The organism is Cryptosporangium sp. NPDC048952 (assembly GCF_043197895.1).
In the GTDB taxonomy this organism is placed as follows: Bacteria; Actinomycetota; Actinomycetes; order Mycobacteriales; family Cryptosporangiaceae; genus Cryptosporangium.
The window spans coordinates 518,766-535,781 of the sequence record NZ_JBICTY010000001.1; the positions used below are offsets into that span (position 1 = coordinate 518,766).

Genomic DNA, 17,016 nt, shown 5'->3' on the forward strand with positions numbered 1-17,016 from the left:
ACCTCGGCGATACCACCGGGACCCTGGTGATGCTCTGAGGTTAAAAAGAGTTCACCATGGGGCTCGTGACCCCCAAACCTTGGCAGCCGGGGCCGGTACTGGCCGGAACACTGGTCGTACTGGCCTCCGGCGCCGTGCTGGTGCTGGAGATCCTGAGCCTGCGGCTGATCGCGCCGTATGTCGGGATCACGCTGGAGACGAACACGGCGGTGATCGGGATCGCGCTGACCGCGATCGCGGTCGGCGCGTGGGCGGGCGGGGCGGTGGCCGATCGGCTGCCGCCCGCCTATCTACTCGGGCCGCTGCTGGTCGCCGGTGGCGCGCTCGTCTTCGCGGTGACGCCGCTCGTCCGCTTCATCGGTGAGCTCGTCCAGGGCGCCGACGCGTCGGGCGTCCTGCTGGTCGCGGCGGCGGCGGTGTTCGCGCCGGCTGCGCTGCTCTCGGCGGTGCCGCCGATCGTGGTCAAGGCGCGGCTGGCGAACCTGAGCGAGACCGGCACGATCGTCGGTCGGCTGTCGGGGCTCGGCACGGTGGGGTCGATCGTGGCGACGTTCGGCACCGGCTTCGTCGCGGTGGCGATGGTGCCGACGACGCTGATTCTGACGGGTCTCGCGACCGTGCTGCTCGCCACCGGCCTCGGCGTCATCGCGGTCAGCCAGAAGAAGATGCCGAAGCGGATGGCCGGTCCGTTGGCGCTCGCTCTGTTCGGTTTCGGTGGCACGGTGGTCGCACCCAACCCCTGCGAGTTGGAGACCGCGTACCACTGCGCCAGCGTCAGCGCCGATCCCGCCCGCCCCGACGGCCGGGTGCTCCAGCTCGACACGCTGCGGCACTCCTACGTCGATCTGAAGGACCCCACCCATCTGGAGTTCGAGTACCTGCGGGTGATCGCCGCTGCCACCGACGTGTTCCGCGCGCAGGGTGCCCCGGTGAAGGCACTGCACCTGGGCGGCGGTGGTCTGACGTTGCCGCGGTACCTGAAGGCGGTCCGGCCCGGCAGCGACAGCTTGGTCTACGAGATCGACGCGGGGGTGCTCAAGATCGACCGGGAGCAGCTCGGCCTGCGTGAGGGCGACGGCATCCGGACGCGCGTCGAAGATGCCCGCGTCGGTCTGGCCGACCAGCGGGCCGACAGCTACGACCTGGTCGTCGGCGACGCGTTCGGCGGGGTCGCCGTGCCGTGGCACCTCACCACCCGGCAGGTCGTCGCCCAGGTCGACCGCACGCTGACGCCCACCGGTATGTACGCGGTCAACCTGATCGACCACGGCTCACTCCTGTTCGTGAAGGCCGAGGTCGCGACGATCGCCGACGTCTTTCCGCACGTCGCGCTGGTCGCCGAGACGGCTGCGTTCAGCGGCGACGGCGGTAACCTCGTGGTGCTCGCCTCGGCGTCGCCGCTGCCGCTCGACGCGTTGAAGTCCGCGCTCGCCACCAAGGCGCCGGCGATGAACGTCATCAGTGGAAACGACCTGACAGGGTTCGTGCGGGAAGCAAAGGTGCTGACCGACGATTTCGCCCCCGTGGACCAGCTCGTCACGCCTTACCGTTCAGCAGCGTCTTAGTGGGGTAGGCCCTTCGCGAGCGAGCTAAGGAGCGTTTGTGGCAGACAAGAAGCGCATCGTCGTTGTCGGAGCCGGGTTCGCCGGGCTGCACGCCGCCAAGACCGCGGTGCGTCAGACCAGGGGACTCGCCGAAGTCGTGGTGGTCAACCCGACCGACTACTTCCTGTACCTCCCGCTGCTGCCGGAGGTGTCGGCGGGAATCCTGGAGCCCCGCCGGATCACGGTTCCGCTGATCAGGACGCTCGGGGGCGCCCGCCTCGTCCTCGGCGACGTGGACGGCCTCGACACCGACGAACGGCGGGTCTACTTCGAGAACCCTGAGGGCGACCGGGGGTCGATCCGCTACGACCGGCTGATCTTCGCCCCCGGCAGCGTCAACAAGCTCCTCCCGGTGCCGGGTGTGGCGGACCACGCCCACGGGTTCCGGAGCATCGCCGAGGCGCTGTACCTGCGTGACCACATCGTGCGCCAGCTGGAGCTGGCCAGCACGACGAGCGACCCGCAGGAGCGCGAGGCGCGGTGCACGTTCGTCGTGGTCGGGGCCGGCTACACCGGCACCGAGGTGGCCGCGGCCTGCCAGCTGTTCAGCGAGTCCGCGGCGAAACACCTGCCGAACCTGAGCAGGCAGAAGATCCGCTGGCTACTGCTCGACCTCGCGCCGAACGTGCTGCCGGGGCTGGACCCGAGGCTCGGCACGGCCGCCGACGAGACGCTGCGCAAGCGTGGCGTCGAGGTGCGGATGAAGACGTCGGTGGCCGAGGCCACCGCGGACGGCGTGAAGCTGACCGACGGCGAGTTCGTGCCGACGCGCACGCTGGCCTGGTGCGTCGGAGTCCGGCCGGATCCGCTGATCGAGAGCACGGGCCTGCCGACGCAGGCCGGTCGGCTGACCGTCGACGCGTGGCTCAACGTCCCCGACCACCCCGACGTCTACGCGGCGGGCGACAGCGCGGCGGTGCCGGACCTGACCCGGCCGGGCGAGATCACGCCGATGACCGCGCAGCACGCGCAGCGCCAGGGTGTGCAGGCGGGCAAGAACGTCGCGGCCTCACTGGGCTTCGGGGTCGGAGCCCAGTACAAGCACCACGACCTCGGGTTCGTCGTGGACCTCAGCGGCGCCAAGGCGGCAGCGAACCCGCTCGGCATCCCGCTCTCGGGGTTCCCGGCCAAGGTCGTCACCCGCGGGTACCACCTGCTCGCGATGCCGGGGAACCACCCGCGCGTGGTGGCCGACTGGATCCTGGACGCGGCGTTCCGCCGCCAGGTCAGCCAGATCGGCACGGTGCGCGGCTGGGCGGTACCGCTGGACACGTCGACCGGCGCGGAGCACTGAGAAAACACCGATGCCCGGCAGCTCCAGGCTGCCGGGCATCTGCGTGTGAGCTCAGCGACGCCGGCCGCGCCAACGCGCCGGGTAAGCGGTGCCGAAACCGCACAGGTGCAGTGCGATGAACAACAGACCCAGCGCGACGAGCGTGTTCCAGTTCAACAGATCGCCGATCGGAAGCTGGTCGATCAGGTCCAGGAACAATAAGAGTCCGAACGTGATCGCGGCCAGGATGGCAAACATGCAGGGCTCCTTGGGGGGGAGGAGTACTATGCGCCCCCAGTTCCCCGTCCTGTTGAGACTGAAACTAGCGTTACCAGTTCTCCATCGAGGCGCGGAAAATGCCCGCTAGATCCTCGGCGGACGGTGTGCGCGGTGCCACGTTCAGCAGCCGCTGCTGCTTGACCGTGCCCTCGACCAGAGCATCGACGTCGGCCTCGGCGAAGCCGACAGCAGCCACACCGGACGGGATCCCGATGTCGCGCATCAGCGCGACGAGCGTTGCCGGCAGACGCTCGACCGGGGGAGCGTCGGAGGCCGCGCCGCCGGACAGCAGGTCCGCCGCGCGGACGTGACGCTCGGGGTCGGTCGGGAACGTGAAGCGGAACGCGGCGGGCGCAGTCAGCGACACCGACTGTCCGTGCGGCACCATCGGCTCGTCGGCGTCGTAACCGGCCGGACGGTACTCGCTGACCATGCCGGCGATCGGATACGCACACGCGTGCGGAATGTGGACACCCGCGTTGCCGAAGCCCATGCCGGCGAACGTGGCGGCTGCCATCATGTCCGACCGGGCGTTCAGGTCGGTGCCGACCAGCACCGCGCGCCGGAAGCTCTTCGCGATCAGCGTGAGGGCCTTCTCCGCCCAGACGTCGGAGACTGGGTTCGAGCCGTTGTAGGCGACCCGGGTCTCCGCGGTGTGGCGCAGGAAACTGGTGTACGGGCGCGCGGTGTAGGACTCGAGCGCGTGGCAGACGATGTCCATACCGGCCGCCGCGGTCACCGCAGCAGGCAGTGAGAGCGTGACGAGCGGGTCGACGACCGCGAGCACCGGGCGCAGCGAGGGGTGGCTGATGCCGCTCTTCACCTTGAGGCCGAGGATGTCCAGGACGCACACCGGAGTGCTCTCCGCGCCGGTTCCCGCGGTCGTGGAAACGGCCACCAGGGGCTTCATCGGCTTGCGCGGTGCCTGACCGCCGCCCACCGGCTTGTTCACGTAGTCCATCACGTCGCCGCCGGACGTGCTGAGCAGGTTGACGGCCTTTGCGGTGTCGATCACCGAGCCGCCGCCGACCGCGAGATAGCCGTCGAACTCATCGTCACCGGCGAGCTCGGCGGCGGCGGTGACGGCGGCGCGCAGGCTGTCGTCGGTCGGTTCGCAGTGGACCTGGTCGTAGAGCGCGTGGTCGACGCCGGCCGCTTTCAGCGCCTCTCCGACGCGGGCCGGGAGTCCGGTGGCGGCTATCCGTGGATCCGTCAGTACCAGAACGCGGCGGACGCCGAGGCGCGCGACGTCGTAACCGATCTCGTCGACAGCGCCCGGGCCGAACTTCAACGGCGGGGCGCCCCAGGTGAACACGGACTCGGTAAGTAGGTCAGTCATCAACGACTCCCTTCGAGCAGACCGGCTGCTTGGAACAACGGTGCGCTCTTCTCGGCCATCGGCGCCAGCACATCCCGGAGAACCGGTGGTATCGCCGATGTCCGTCGTGTCTCGCGGTCGACGTAGACGTGCACGAAACGGCCGAGCGCGGCGGCCTCCTCGTCGTCCTCGCGGAAGATCGCGAGCCGGTACACGACGCTGGAGGTGCCGAGCTTGGCCACGCCGATGCCGACCTCGAGCCGGTCGGGGAAGCTGATCGACCGGGAAAACCGGCAGGACGTCTCGACGACCAGGCCGAGTTCCGACAGGTTCCGGATGTCGACGCCGGTGGCCTGCATCAGCCAGCCGTTCACCGCGGTGTCGAAGTAGGCGTAGTACACGACGTTGTTCACGTGGCCGTAGTGGTCGTTGTCGTGCCATCGGGTCGGCACGTCGTGGAGCACGGGGAACGTGGACCGGCTCGGGAGGTTGGGCATGGGGGTCATCGTGCCCCGGCGGGGTTCGAGATCGCTATGTCTACCAAGCCGATAGGAATTGTTTTCTTGACCAGGGTCTGAAAGAATTCGGTCATGCGCGTAGTCCAGCAGCGCCCCAGGTCACGTCCGTCTGCTACCGCCGCGACGATCTCGGTCGAGGTCGCCGTGGCCGGGCCCGAGGCGCTCGAGACCGCGACGAAGCTCGCGGGGAAGATCCGCGACCTGGTCGATTCGGCGAACGCCGATGCCGGGAGCGTGGCGATCTCCGCGTCGGTGGGGTTGCAGCTCGGTGCCGGCAACCGTGCGGCTCGGCCCACGTTGACCCAGGTCGGGCGCACGGGCTGGGCTCCCGCCGGACCGGTACCCCTACCGGCCTTCGTAGCACCGGCCCCGTTTCCCATCGACCGCTCGGTCGAAGCTCCGCCGCACGCGGTCGGTGCGACCGGGGCAGACGGCGCCGGGGTGGGCGTTGCCGGGGCCGGCTCGCCGGCTGCGGAGACGGCGCTGCTGCCGACCGTACCGACGCTGCCTGCGGCGCCAGAGGGCGCCGCGTCGTTGCGGATCTATCCGGCGCGGCGGGTGGCGCTGCTCGACGGGGTGCAGCTCCAGCTCACCCGGCGCGAGTTCGACCTGCTGATGTTCCTGTCGGAGCACGCCGGGCGGGTCTTCGACCGGCCCCAGCTGCTCCGGCTGGTCTGGGGCCACCAGGTGATCTGTGGCGAACGCACCGTCGACGTCCACATTCGCCGCCTGCGCGCGAAGGTCGAGCCCGCCGGTCCGGTCATCTCGACGGTCCGCGGCGTCGGCTACCGCCTGGACGCCGCCGAGCGGGTGGCCGTGCTCCACGAACGCTCCTGACACGGGAACGGCCCGGGTGATCGCCCGGGCCGTTCCCGTGTGACGCTCAGCGACTCGCTGCGGCGCGCGATCGACGGCGGCCGAGCCGGCCCGTGGCACCCGCCGAGATGGGGCGGAACGCGATCGTCTCCATGTCGCTGGGCGCCGGCATCGTCTGCGGCGCCGAGTCGGGCCGCGGTGTCGTCCGCATGTGCACGGCCAGCCCGGCGACCCCGGTGGCCGCGACGGTGAGCGTGGCGAGCACCGCGAACCCGGCCAGCGCGGCCAGGTCGGAGAACGCGCCACCGCCGCCGATCAGGTGCTGGTACGCCCAGTACCCCTCGAGCGCGGTCGCGGTGGCGCCGATCGCGGCCACCACCGACCAGTGCAGCGGCTCGCGCCGCGACCGCTCGGCGTCGAGCACCTTGATCGTGTTCAGCGTCAGCGTGATGTCGGTGGGAGTGGTCTCGATCGGAGCCGGGATCCGGCTGGTGCGCCGCCGGGTGAACAGGAACAGCGCGTTCGGCAACCCGTCGTCACGAGTGGCCAGCGCGTGCCGGGTGAGGTGGTGCACGGCGTAGGCGAGCGAGGCCCCGACCAGTGCGAGGAGCACCGGCGGGACGCCGCTCATCAGCGCGAGACCGGCAGCGGCGGCGGTCCAGAGCGCACCACCGACGACCGCGAGAGTGGTCAGCGTGCGTTTCTGGCCGGCGGTCACGGTTGTGGCGACCGCAACCGCCAGGACGACCATGGTGACGAAGAGAACCATCGAGGCTCCTCCTTCCTGGGAAGGGCTTCTCGGCGCAGGGATGACATCCGAGTGGGAGGGTTGAGCTCCATCCTAGGGGTTCCTTCACAGGGAAGTGTCAGACCCGTTGGTGAAACACAGACTAGGTGGCGGTCGCAACCGACTGTCGGCGGCGCGCGGGGGTATGTGCTCGGTAACGAGAGGAGCGCCAGTGACCAACCTGGTCGTTTTCGACGTCGACGGAACTCTGGTCGACACCAACTACCACCACGCGCTCGCTTGGTACCGGGCGTTCCGCCGGTACGACCTGACGCCGCCGATCTGGCGTCTGCACCGCGCGATCGGCATGGGCGGTGACCATCTGGTCGAGGCCGTCGCCGGCTCGGACGTCGAGCGTGACCTCGGCGACCGGCTCCGAACGGCCTGGGAGGACGAGTACGCCCCGCTGCTGCCCGAGGTGATGCCGTTCGAGGGGGCCCACCGCCTGCTGGAGAGCGTCGCCGAGTCGGGGCGGCGGGTCGTGCTGGCCAGCAGCGGAAAGGCCGATCACGTCGAGCACTACCTCGACCTGCTCGACGCCCGCTCGATCGCGCAGGACTGGACCACCGCGGACGACGTCGAGCGGACGAAACCGGAACCGGACCTCATCGCGGTCGCGATCGAGAAGGTCGGTGGCGGCGACGCGCTGATGGTCGGGGACTCCGTGTGGGACTGCGAGGCCGCCAAACGGCTGGACGTGCCGAGCTACGCGGTGCGGACCGGCGGATTCTCGGTCGACGAACTCCGCGAGGCCGGGGCCCGCGCGGTCTTCGACGACCTGCGGGAACTCAGGGAGGAGCTGGTCGCACCGTCGCGTGCGTAACGGCCCTATCCTTTTGCTGTCACACGGGCGAGGAGGGAACCGGCGATGCCTAAGCGCGAGCGTCGGCTCGCCGTTCCCGCCTACGCCCGGGCGGCCTGGCAGCGGGTCGCGACCGGTCGGGCGGGCGGGCGGCACCGCGGTTCCCCCGGCCCGGCGGTAGCGGATCCCGCGCCGACGTCGGCGCCGGATCCCGAGACCGAACACGAACGCCACCACCCGCGTCGGGCGGCGTCCGTCGACGACCTCGGTGACACGGCGTTCGGGCTGGAGGAGGCGGAACGGCACCGCCGGAACGCGGCCGACCGCCGTCGTAACGACCAGATGCCCCGGTGGCTGCCGAGGGCGTTCGTGCTGGCGGCGCTCACCGTCTCCGTCTTCTTCCTGACCTGGTGGCTGCTCGGCCGCCTGCGCAACCTGATCGGCCTGCTGCTCCTGGCGCAGTTCCTCGCGTTCGCGCTGGAACCGGCAGTGAACTGGCTGGCCCGCCGCGGTTGGCGCCGGGGCGCCGCCACCGGCGTCACGATGCTCGTCGTCCTGGTGGCGCTGATCGGATTCATGGTCGCTGTGGGTTCGCTGCTGGTGTCGCAGGTGACGACGTTGTCCGCGCGCTTCCCGCAGTACCTGGACCTGGCCGTGGAGTGGGCCAACGACACCTTCGGCACGCACATCTCGATCCAGCAGATCCAGAACCAGGTCGTGGCCGACGACGGCCCGGTGCGGCGGTGGCTGGAGGGCGTCGCCAGCAACGCTGTCGACCTCAGCACCAGCGTGTTCGGCATCATCTTCCAAGCGCTGACCGTCCTGCTGTTCGGCTACTACCTCTGCGCCGACGCGCCCCGGGTCCGCCGGTCGCTGTGCTCCGTGCTGCCACCGGCCCGCCAGCGTGACGTGATGCGTGCCTGGGAGATCGCTGTCGACAAGACCGGCGGTTACCTCTACTCGCGCATCGTGCTCGCCCTGGTGTCGTCGCTGGCGCACTACGTCGTGCTGTCGATCCTCGGCATCCAGTACTCGGTCGCGTTGGCGCTCTGGGTCGGGCTGGTCTCCCAGTTGATCCCGACCGTCGGTACGTACCTGGCGGCGGCGTTGCCGTTGATCGTCGCGCTGGTGGCCGACCCGGTCGACGCGCTGATCCTGCTTATCTTCGTCGTCATCTACCAGCAGGTGGAGAACTACCTGCTCCAGCCGAAGATCACCGCGCGGACGCTCGACCTGCATCCGGCGGTGGCGTTCGGGGCCGTGCTGGCGGGCGCCGCCGTGCTCGGTCCGATCGGCGCGATCCTGGCGATCCCGTTCACCGCGATCAGCCAGACGTTCGTCGGGTCGTACATCCGGCGGTACGAGGTCGAGGAGCACCCGATCCACGATCCGAAGGCGATGGCGCGGATCCCGATCGAGCCGGCGCCCGTGGTGCCGCCGCGGCACGGGGACGACGCCCCGCACCACGAGGACGGCTCGCTCGCCGTTCCGGCGGAGCCTTCCATCGGTGACGCAGCAGTGGCGCCCGGCCAGCCCCTGACCGTTCCGGATGCCACTGAGCCGGAGAAGGCTGGGCCGCAGAAAGACGCGGGGCCGCGAGATGTGCCGTAAGTAGCCTAAAATGGCACAAGATATGCCATTACTAGGCTTCGGGAGGGTGTCCGATGCCTCGCCCGGCGGCTACCGCCCCGTACGTCTACCGACGCACCGATGACGAGGGCCCACGAGCGCGCCGACGCCGCGTGCTGCGGGAACGCCGCCGGAAAGCCGCAGTGGTCAGCGGTGTCGTCGCGCTGATGATCGGAAGCGCTCCGGTGGTCGGCTCCCTGCTGCACGGCGATCCGGAAGGGCACGGGCGCGGGGGCGGTACTGTTTCCGGTGAACGGCGCTCAGCGCCGCATTCGTCGGGATCGGCTCAGGGGGAAGCGCTGTATCCGCAGGGAAGCCAGGGATACGTCGGAGTTCCGTTCGGCAGTCTGCGGAGGGCGCACTACCGTGGCGCCGTCATCCGCCCGTCCGGGGAGCAAGCCGACCTGAACGGCGCGGTCGTCGCGTACTACCGCCAATGGCAGGCCGCGTTCGTGCGGCAGCGCCTCTGCGGCCAGGACTGGTCCGCGGTCGTCTCCCCGGACGCCGACCTGCCGTACGTCGGCGAGGCGCAGGGCTGGGGCCTGGTGATCACCGCGCTGATGGCCGGTGCCGATCCCAATGCCCAACAGCAGTTCGACGCCATCCTGCGGTACGTGATGGCGCACCCGTCGTCGATCGACAGCGACCTGCACGCCGCCGAGCAGAACGAGCGGTGCGAGAGCGTCAACGGCAGTGACTCGGCCGCCGACGCCGACCTGGACATCGCGTACGGGCTGCTGCTCGCGCACGAGCAGTGGGGCGGCACGACCTACCTCGACCTGGCGCGGCGCCGCATCGAGGCGATCAAGCGCAGCATCATCGACCCGGAGTCGCACCTCGTGCGGGCCGGTGACTGGGCCCGCGACGGCGACGACGACGTCAGCCGCATCTCCCGCTCGTCGGACTGGATGCTCGGCCACTTCCGGGCGTTCCGCGCGGTGACCGGGGACCAGTTCTGGGACGTCGTCCTCGACGCGCACCTGTCGTTGATCACCCGGCTGCAGGCGGAGTACTCGCCGGGCACCGGGCTGCTGCCCGACTTCGTCACGCACATCCACCGGACGCCGCGGCCCGCCGACGGGGAGATCCTGGAGAGCGAGAACGACGGCCGGTTCTCGTGGAACGCGTGTCGGGATCCGTGGCGGATCGGTACCGATGCGGTGCTGTCCGGGGATCCGCGGTCGGTGGCCGCGGCAGCGCACCTGAACACGTTCGCACGCACCACCACCCGCGACGAACCGACGCGGATCCGGGCCGGGTACTCGCTCGACGGGCGGCCGCTCGTCGACTACTCGGAACCGGCGTTCGTGGTGCCGTTCGCGGTGCCCGCGATGCTCGACCGCAACGGTCAGCACTGGATCGACGCCGAGTGGCGGTACCTGACCTCGACGCCGATCAAGCAGGACTCGTATTACCCGGCGACGATCACGCTGCAGGTGATGCTCGTGCTCACCGGGAACTGGTGGACGCCAGGCGTCTAGCTTCCCTGGGGCGGCACGAACGTGTTGGCGAACGTCTGGAAGTAGGTCCGGTAGGCCTTGTCCCACTGTCCGGCCGGGGCCTCGAACCAGAAGCCGTACGCCTTCGTGGGCGAGGTGACGAACCCGCGGTTGAGCACGTGCACCTGGCCGCCGCCCCGGTTGAGGAAGAACTGCCAGTCGGCCGCGGTCGCGTAGTTGCGGTACTGCACGGTCTCGATGCTGATCCGCTGGTAACCGGGAAGGCTGCCGCGGCGCGCCTGCTCCTGCTGCTCCCAGTCGGCCTTGGCGTCCTGCTTGGGGGAGTTCGACGACTGGATCAGCAGGAAGAACCCGTTGTTGCCGTTGACCCGGATGCCTTCGCCGGAGCTGGAGGTGCTCCAGCCGTTCGGCACGCCGATCGTGTAGCCGCCGGGGCCGGTGTACTTGCGCCAGCCGGCGGGGATCGGGGAGCTGCCACCGGTGTTGGCCGAGGCGCTGGGGCTCACCGGTGCCGACGGGCTCGTGCTCGGCGCGGCGCTCGGGGATGCGCTCGGGGCGGCGGACGACGGGGCGGCGGACGACGGGGCCGGGGCGCTCGCCGACGGGGTCGGGTCCGCCGTGTTGTCGGTGTCGGACCGGTTGGCCAGGGCGTAGACCACGCCGGCGACGACGACAGCGACGACGAGCAGGGCTGCGATGACGCCGATCAGGCGTCCGCGGCCGGACGACTTGGAGCCGTAGGTGGCGGGGACGGGCGTGTCGCCGTCGGGTGGGAAGGCGGCGCGGCGCGGGGTTTTCGTGCCGGGCTCGGATGCGAAGCCGACCGGGGCCGGAGAGACCGACTCGGGCCCAGATTCCGGCAGCCCGGCGGCGACCGGGGCCGGACTTACAGCCGCCTCCTCCGGGGGCGTCCGCTGCGCCGGCGTAGCCGGACCCGCGACGCCGCTGCCTGCGGCGGCACCGGTCGCCGCCGGGCTGGCGGGCTCGACCGCCGCAGCACCAGCCGCCGCTCCGGAGGTCGGGGCGCCAGCCCCGGACACGGCGGCGTCGGTCGCGGGCGCGCCAGCCGCCGCGTCGGTCGCGGGCGCACCAGACACCGCACCGGACACGGGCGCACCGGACACGGGCCCGCCGGACACGGGCGCAGCAGTTGCCGGGGCACCGGACACGGGAGCGCTGGCCGCGGGGCCGCCGGACACCGGAGCGCTGGCCGCAGGGGCGCCGGACACGGGGGCGCTCGCCGCAGGAGCGCCGGACACGGGGGCACCGGACACGGGGGTGCCGGACACGGGGGTGCCGGGGGCCGCGGCTGCGCCGCCAGCCGCGATGGCTGCGCCGCCAGCCGCGATGCCACCAGCAGCGGGGCTCACCGGCTTCGCGGCCCCGGCGCGCCTGGAGGGCTTCTCCTGGGCAGGGTCGGTGGCGGGGAGGACGGCGGTGGCCGAGAGGTTGCGGCGGCGGGGCCGCTCGGGGGCGGGCGGCAACGCGGCCAGCGAGATCTGACGCAGGGCCAGGCGCGCTTCCTCCACCGACGGACGCTTCGAGGGCTCACGCTGCAACAGGGCGGTGAGCACCGGCGCAATCGGGCCGGCCTTCACGAACGGGTCGGGATCCTCCATCGCCGCCGCCGTGAGAATCGGCACGATCCCGTCGCGGTCGTACGGCGGACGCCCCTCGACGGCGGTGTAGAGCGTGGCACCCACGGCCCACAGGTCACTGGCCGGCCCGGCGGGCAACCCACGGGCCCGCTCCGGCGCGATGTAGGACGGCGAACCGAGGATCAGACCCGACCGGGTCATCGCCGGGTCACCCTGCACACTGGCGATACCGAAGTCGGCGAGCACGACCCGGCCGTTGTCGGAGACGAGCACGTTGCTGGGCTTCACGTCCCGGTGGAAGATGCCGGACGCGTGCGCGACGCCGAGCGCGTTCAACAGCTGCACGCCGATCTCGGCGACCCGCTCCGGAACCAGCGACCCCTCGTCACGAACGATCTGGTTCAGACCGCGCGCTTTGACCAGCTCCATGACGATCCACGGACGCCCCTCCACCTCGACGACGTCGAAGACCGTCACGACGTTCGGGTGGCTCAACCGGGCGGCGGCGCGTGCCTCGCGCTTGGTGCGCTCCATGAGGTCGTCGCGCGTCTCGTCGTCGACGCCGGGAGGCAGTAGTACCTCTTTGACCGCTACGTCACGATCCAGCAGCTCGTCATGGGCGCGCCACACCGTGCCCATACCGCCGCGACCAAGCTGGTCGACGAGGCGGTAGCGGCCCGCCAAGACCGTCTGCTGCGTGTCGGCCATCGCTCTGAGGTACCCCCGAGTCAGTCACCGAAACGATACCGATTCTCCACTGTGTCCGTTGAACGGGGGAGGCCTCGGCGTGCGGTCAGGACAACCGCCCTGGTCAGAATGCGTTATCGGGTCAAGTTGCGACGTGATCGAGCACACACCACGGGGCACCACTTTGCCGGTTTTGGACCAACGCCGAGTTTCCGGACGCTGAATGTCTGGCAAGTGCAGGTCCCAAAACGGAAACACTCCTGGAGTCCGGAGCTCCTCGGCGGTACGAATTCCCTGGTGCCGCACTGCGCGGGGCCACCGTGAAGGAGGACTTGTGCGTATCCACCTCGCTGCGCTCACCACCGCGGCTGCGCTCGCGTTGGCGATCTCGGCCTGCTCGCCACCGGCCGAGGACAACTCGAGTGACGGTGGGGACACCGCCAAGGCGGCGACCGCCACCAGCGCCAAGGACCTCGGGAGCCTGGACGACCTCGCCAAGGCCGCCAAGGACGAGGGCGAGCTCAACGTCATTGCCCTCCCGCCGGACTGGGCCAACTACGGGAACATCATCAAGGCGTTCTCGGACAAGTACGGCATCAAGGTCAACTCGGCGCAGCCCGACGCGTCCAGCGCGGACGAGATCACCGCGGCCAAGTCGCTCAAAGGCCAGGACCGCGCGCCGGACGTCTTCGACCTCGGCAGCGCCGTCGCGGTGGCGAACACTGACCTGTTCGCGCCGTACCAGACCGAGAAGTTCGCCGACGTTCCCGAGGGCCTCAAGGACCCCAAGGGCACCTGGGTCAACGACTACGGCGGCTTCATGAGCATCGGCTTCGATTCGAGCAAGGTGCCGGCTCCGGCGAGCCTCGCCGACCTGCTCAAGCCGGAGTACAAGGGCAAGGTCGCCCTGAACGGTGACCCGACGCAGGCCGGTGCGGCGTTCAGCGGCGTCGTGATGGCCTCGGTCGGCAACGGTGGTTCCGCCGACGACATCGCGCCCGGCGTCGAGTTCTTCAAGAAGCTCAAGGCCGCCGGCAACTTCCTGCCGGTCGACCCGACCCCGGCCACGATCGAGTCCGGCCAGACGCCGGTCGTCATCGACTGGGACTACCTGAACGTCAGCCAGGGCGAGAAGCTCAAGGGCAAGGTCGAGTGGAAGACCGTCGTCCCGGCGAACGCCGTCGTGGGTGGCTACTACGTGCAGGCGATCAGCAATGACGCTCCGCACCCGGCCGCCGCGCGGCTCTGGCAGGAGTTCCTCTACTCCGACGAGGGTCAGAACCTCTGGCTCGCCGGTGGTGCCCGTCCGGTCCGCGCCGAGTCCATGGACAAGGCCGGAACGATCGACAAGGACGCCTTCGCCAAGCTGCCCGCGGTCACCGGTACTCCGGTCTTCCCGACCGAGGACCAGAACACGAAGGCCAAGGAATATCTGGCAGCGAACTGGGCGAAGGCCGTTGCCTGAGTCAGCCCCTCCCGTCGAGGCGCTGGCCACACCCGCTCCGCTCTCCACATCGGAGGGCGGAGCGGGTGGGCGTCGGCGGTTGAATCTTCTGAGCCTGCTCGGCGTCGTCCCGTTCGGCGCCTACATCGTCATTTTCCTGATCATTCCGACGCTCGTCGTCGTGATCGGGGCGTTCGGCGCCAACCCCGAGGACGGCGGCGGCGCGACGCTGGAGAACATCAAGGCGCTCGGCAGCCGCCAGGTCGTCGACGCGTTCGTGTTCAGCATCTCGCTGTCGGCCGCGTCCGCGCTGATCGGCGCTTTCCTGGGTGCCCTGCTCGCGTACGCGGTGGCCACGGCGAAGCCCGACGGGATGCTCCGCCGGATCGTCACGTCGGCCTGCGCGGTGCTGGCGCAGTTCGGTGGCGTCACGCTGGCGTTCGCGTTCTACGCGACGATCGGCCTCACCGGATTTATCACCATCTACCTGCAGGACCACTTCGACCTCAACATCTTTAGCGGCGGCGTCTGGCTGTTCGAGCTCCCGGGTCTGACGCTCGTCTACACGTACTTCCAGATCCCGCTGATGGTGATCGTGTTCCTGCCCGCGCTGGACGGCATCCGTCCGCAGTGGCGTGAGGCCGCCGAAAGCCTGGGCGGCTCGACCTGGCAGTACTGGCGGCTGGTCGGTGGCCCACTGCTCGCGCCGGCGTTCCTCGGCTCGACCCTGCTGCTGTTCGCCAACGCGTTCTCGGCGTACGCGACCGCTGCCGCTCTGGTGAGCCAGGGCAGCCCGATCGTGCCGCTGCAGATCCGCGGTGCGCTCACCAGCGAGGTGCTGCTGGGCCAGGAGAACGTCGGCAAGGCGCTGGCGCTCGGCATGGTCGTGGTCGTCGCTGTCGTCATGTGGCTCTACGCGATGCTGCAGAAGCGCACGTCGAGGTGGCTCGGATGAACCGCACCCGCCGACGCAAGCTGAGCCTGTTCCGCTGGGTCGTGCTCGTCGTCCTCGGTCTGTTCTTCCTGCTGCCGCTCTACGCGATGCTCGAGTTCACGACCCGGGGAGCCGATGGGCGCACTGCCGAAGTCTGGACGACGCTCGCGAACTGGGGCCAGATCCAGGAGGACTATCCCGACCTCTCGGCCGGCGTCGTCTACTCGCTGGAGCAGGCCGCTCTCACCGCGGTGCTGATGCTGGTCCTACTGGTGCCGACGATGGTCTGGGTGCGCCTGCGGTTGCCCTGGCTGCGCCGGCCGATGGAGTTCCTCTGCCTGCTCCCGCTGACGATCCCCGCGATCGTGCTGGTGGTGGGTCTGGCGCCGGTGTACGCCTGGGTGACGTACCTCATCAGCGGCTCGTCGCTGTGGCTGACGTTCGCGTACGTGATCCTCGTCCTGCCGTTCGCCTACCGGGCGCTGGACGCGGGCCTGGCGGCGATCGACGTGAAGACGCTGTCGGAGGCTGCACGCAGCCTCGGCGCGGGCTGGGGCACTGTGCTCTGGCGGGTCGTGCTGCCCAACATACGCTCGGCCGTCCTGTCTGCTGCGTTTCTTTCGGTCGCGCTGGTACTCGGTGAGTTCACCATCGCGTCCCTGCTCAACCGCGAGAACCTGCAGGTCGCGATCAACCTGCTGGGCAAGAGCAGCGCCACGATCTCGGTCGCGGTCTCGCTGGTCTCGCTGGTCCTCGCGTTCGTCTTGCTGTTCGCGCTCTCGTTCGTCGGTGGTCGACGGCGTTCCAAGGAGGCCTCATGACTACCGAAGTCGCCCTGGCGGGCCTGCGCCGGACGTTCGGCACCGTGCACGCGCTCGACGGCCTCGACCTCACGCTGAGCCCTGGTGAGATGGTCGCGCTGCTCGGCCCGTCGGGCTGCGGCAAGACCACCGCGCTGCGGGTGCTGGCCGGCCTCGAGGACGCGGACGCCGGCACGGTGACCGTCGGCGGCAAGGACCTGACCCGCGTCCCGGCCAACAAGCGGAACATGGGGATGGTCTTCCAGGCCTACAGCCTGTTCCCGCACCTCACTGCCGTCGAGAACGTCGCATTCGGACTGCGGCTACGCAAGCTGGGCGCCGCGGAACGCAAGAAGCGGGCGGACGAGGCGCTGGAGCTCGTCGGCCTGTCCGCGCAGTCCGGCCGCTACCCGCACGAGATGTCGGGCGGTCAGCAGCAGCGGGTCGCGCTGGCCCGGGCGCTGGCGATCCGGCCGGCCGTCCTCCTGCTCGACGAGCCGCTCTCGGCGCTCGACGCGAAGGTACGCGTCCAGCTCCGCGACGAGATCCGGCGGATCCAGCTGGAAGTGGGCACCACGACGCTGTTCGTGACCCACGACCAGGAGGAGGCCCTCGCGGTCGCCGACCGGGTCGGTGTCATGCGCGCAGGCAACCTGGAGCAGATCGGCCCTCCGGAGGAGGTCTACTCCCGGCCGTCGACCGCGTTCGTCGCGGAGTTCGTCGGGCTGAGCAACCGACTGCCCGGTGTGGTTGCCGCCGGTGGAAAGGTTGCGGTCCTCGGTCAGGAACTGCCACTTGCCCAGTCCGACGCCACGCCGGCGGGCACCGAGGTCACCGCATACGTCCGTCCGGAAGCCGTGGAGGTGGCCGTCGACTCCACCAGCGAGGCGCGCGTTGCCTCCTCCGCGTTCCTCGGCTCCAGTAGCCGCGTGACGGTCACGATGCCCAGCGGTGAGCTGATCACCGCGCAGGTGCCCAGCTCGCAGGTCTCGGAGCTGGCACCGGGCACCGCCGTGCGGGTGACGTTCGCCCGCACGCCGGTGGCTGTCAGCTGAGTTTCACCCGCG

15 protein-coding genes are annotated in these 17,016 nt (G+C 70.2%); 10 read left to right on the forward strand and 5 right to left on the reverse strand.

The window, feature by feature from the left end; translation table 11 throughout:
• Positions 1-56 precede the first annotated feature (56 nt).
• Both ACGFY5_RS02450 and ACGFY5_RS02455 read left to right on the forward strand, forming a co-directional pair.
• Positions 57-1,565: a fused MFS/spermidine synthase gene (locus ACGFY5_RS02450; protein WP_392716469.1), complete on the forward strand. Its 1,509-nt coding sequence runs from the start codon at positions 57-59 to the stop codon at positions 1,563-1,565.
• Positions 1,566-1,602: 37 nt separating this feature from the next.
• Positions 1,603-2,898, forward strand: a complete 1,296-nt coding sequence (locus ACGFY5_RS02455) for an NAD(P)/FAD-dependent oxidoreductase (RefSeq protein ID WP_392716471.1) — start codon at positions 1,603-1,605, stop codon at positions 2,896-2,898.
• A gap of 51 nt (positions 2,899-2,949) precedes the next feature.
• On the opposite strand, the gene ACGFY5_RS02460 is transcribed toward ACGFY5_RS02455, so the two are convergent.
• The 3 genes from ACGFY5_RS02460 to ACGFY5_RS02470 form a co-directional block, all read right to left on the reverse strand.
• The gene (locus tag ACGFY5_RS02460; protein WP_035848311.1) at positions 2,950-3,135 is read right to left on the reverse strand and encodes a hypothetical protein; all 186 of its coding nucleotides are present in this window, start codon (positions 3,133-3,135) and stop codon (positions 2,950-2,952) included.
• Positions 3,136-3,205: 70 nt separating this feature from the next.
• Positions 3,206-4,495 (reverse strand): hydroxyacid-oxoacid transhydrogenase, encoded by a 1,290-nt coding sequence (locus tag ACGFY5_RS02465; RefSeq protein WP_392716473.1) that lies wholly within the window; start codon positions 4,493-4,495, stop codon positions 3,206-3,208.
• On the reverse strand, positions 4,495-4,980 hold the full coding sequence (locus ACGFY5_RS02470) for an acyl-CoA thioesterase (protein WP_392716475.1): 486 nt from the start codon (positions 4,978-4,980) through the stop codon (positions 4,495-4,497). Before ACGFY5_RS02470 ends, ACGFY5_RS02465 begins: the two co-directional genes overlap by 1 nt.
• 84 nt (positions 4,981-5,064) lie before the next feature.
• Between ACGFY5_RS02470 and ACGFY5_RS02475 the strand changes: the two genes are divergently transcribed.
• On the forward strand, positions 5,065-5,829 hold the full coding sequence (locus ACGFY5_RS02475; protein WP_392716477.1) for a winged helix-turn-helix domain-containing protein: 765 nt from the start codon (positions 5,065-5,067) through the stop codon (positions 5,827-5,829).
• Between the two features lie 46 nt (positions 5,830-5,875).
• On the opposite strand, the gene ACGFY5_RS02480 is transcribed toward ACGFY5_RS02475, so the two are convergent.
• Positions 5,876-6,577: a hypothetical protein gene (locus ACGFY5_RS02480; protein WP_392716479.1), complete on the reverse strand. Its 702-nt coding sequence runs from the start codon at positions 6,575-6,577 to the stop codon at positions 5,876-5,878.
• Between the two features lie 190 nt (positions 6,578-6,767).
• On the opposite strand from ACGFY5_RS02480, the gene ACGFY5_RS02485 reads away from it, so the two are divergent.
• The 3 genes from ACGFY5_RS02485 to ACGFY5_RS02495 are packed head-to-tail and all read left to right on the forward strand — an operon-like array spanning position 6,768 to position 10,507.
• Positions 6,768-7,418 (forward strand): HAD family hydrolase, encoded by a 651-nt coding sequence (locus ACGFY5_RS02485; RefSeq protein WP_392716481.1) that lies wholly within the window; start codon positions 6,768-6,770, stop codon positions 7,416-7,418.
• Positions 7,419-7,463: 45 nt separating this feature from the next.
• Positions 7,464-9,008: an AI-2E family transporter gene (locus tag ACGFY5_RS02490; protein ID WP_392716483.1), complete on the forward strand. Its 1,545-nt coding sequence runs from the start codon at positions 7,464-7,466 to the stop codon at positions 9,006-9,008.
• A 53-nt stretch (positions 9,009-9,061) separates the two neighbouring features.
• A complete protein-coding gene (locus ACGFY5_RS02495; protein ID WP_392716485.1) occupies positions 9,062-10,507 on the forward strand; it encodes a glycosyl hydrolase family 8 in 1,446 nt (481 codons plus the stop codon).
• Here the strand turns inward: ACGFY5_RS02495 and ACGFY5_RS02500 are convergent.
• Positions 10,504-12,792 carry a protein kinase gene (locus ACGFY5_RS02500; RefSeq protein WP_392716487.1) on the reverse strand — a complete coding sequence of 763 codons (2,289 nt, stop codon included), beginning with the start codon at positions 12,790-12,792 and terminating at the stop codon, positions 10,504-10,506. The genes ACGFY5_RS02495 and ACGFY5_RS02500 overlap by 4 nt on opposite strands.
• A 313-nt stretch (positions 12,793-13,105) precedes the next feature.
• Here ACGFY5_RS02500 and ACGFY5_RS02505 point away from each other — a divergent pair, with 313 nt between their 5' ends.
• Genes ACGFY5_RS02505 through ACGFY5_RS02520 form a run of 4 tightly spaced genes read left to right on the forward strand, consistent with a single transcriptional unit; the run spans position 13,106 to position 17,004 of the window.
• Positions 13,106-14,236: an ABC transporter substrate-binding protein gene (locus tag ACGFY5_RS02505; protein ID WP_392716489.1), complete on the forward strand. Its 1,131-nt coding sequence runs from the start codon at positions 13,106-13,108 to the stop codon at positions 14,234-14,236.
• Entirely contained in the window at positions 14,229-15,170 is a 942-nt protein-coding gene (locus tag ACGFY5_RS02510) for an ABC transporter permease (RefSeq protein ID WP_392716491.1), read from the forward strand. Before ACGFY5_RS02505 ends, ACGFY5_RS02510 begins: the two co-directional genes overlap by 8 nt.
• Positions 15,167-15,970, forward strand: coding sequence for an ABC transporter permease (locus ACGFY5_RS02515; protein WP_392716493.1), 804 nt, complete (start codon positions 15,167-15,169; stop codon positions 15,968-15,970). Before ACGFY5_RS02510 ends, ACGFY5_RS02515 begins: the two co-directional genes overlap by 4 nt.
• Complete coding sequence (locus ACGFY5_RS02520) at positions 15,967-17,004, forward strand: ABC transporter ATP-binding protein (RefSeq protein WP_392716495.1); 1,038 nt, start codon at positions 15,967-15,969, stop codon at positions 17,002-17,004. The genes ACGFY5_RS02515 and ACGFY5_RS02520 overlap by 4 nt, the downstream gene beginning before the upstream one ends.
• Positions 17,005-17,016 lie beyond the last annotated feature (12 nt).

Bases quoted from the DNA above. Each gene is read 5' to 3' on its own strand.
- ACGFY5_RS02480 (WP_392716479.1), bottom strand. From the start codon at position 6,577: ATGGTTCTCTTCGTCACCATGGTCGTCCTGGCGGTTGCGGTCGCCACA.
- ACGFY5_RS02470 (WP_392716475.1), bottom strand. From the start codon at position 4,980: ATGACCCCCATGCCCAACCTCCCGAGCCGGTCCACGTTCCCCGTGCTC.
- ACGFY5_RS02515 (WP_392716493.1), top strand. From the start codon at position 15,167: ATGAACCGCACCCGCCGACGCAAGCTGAGCCTGTTCCGCTGGGTCGTG.
- ACGFY5_RS02475 (WP_392716477.1), top strand. From the start codon at position 5,065: ATGCGCGTAGTCCAGCAGCGCCCCAGGTCACGTCCGTCTGCTACCGCC.
- ACGFY5_RS02500 (WP_392716487.1), bottom strand. From the start codon at position 12,792: ATGGCCGACACGCAGCAGACGGTCTTGGCGGGCCGCTACCGCCTCGTC.
- ACGFY5_RS02495 (WP_392716485.1), top strand. From the start codon at position 9,062: ATGCCTCGCCCGGCGGCTACCGCCCCGTACGTCTACCGACGCACCGAT.
- ACGFY5_RS02450 (WP_392716469.1), top strand. From the start codon at position 57: ATGGGGCTCGTGACCCCCAAACCTTGGCAGCCGGGGCCGGTACTGGCC.
- ACGFY5_RS02460 (WP_035848311.1), bottom strand. From the start codon at position 3,135: ATGTTTGCCATCCTGGCCGCGATCACGTTCGGACTCTTATTGTTCCTG.
- ACGFY5_RS02520 (WP_392716495.1), top strand. From the start codon at position 15,967: ATGACTACCGAAGTCGCCCTGGCGGGCCTGCGCCGGACGTTCGGCACC.
- ACGFY5_RS02490 (WP_392716483.1), top strand. From the start codon at position 7,464: ATGCCTAAGCGCGAGCGTCGGCTCGCCGTTCCCGCCTACGCCCGGGCG.
- ACGFY5_RS02465 (WP_392716473.1), bottom strand. From the start codon at position 4,495: ATGACTGACCTACTTACCGAGTCCGTGTTCACCTGGGGCGCCCCGCCG.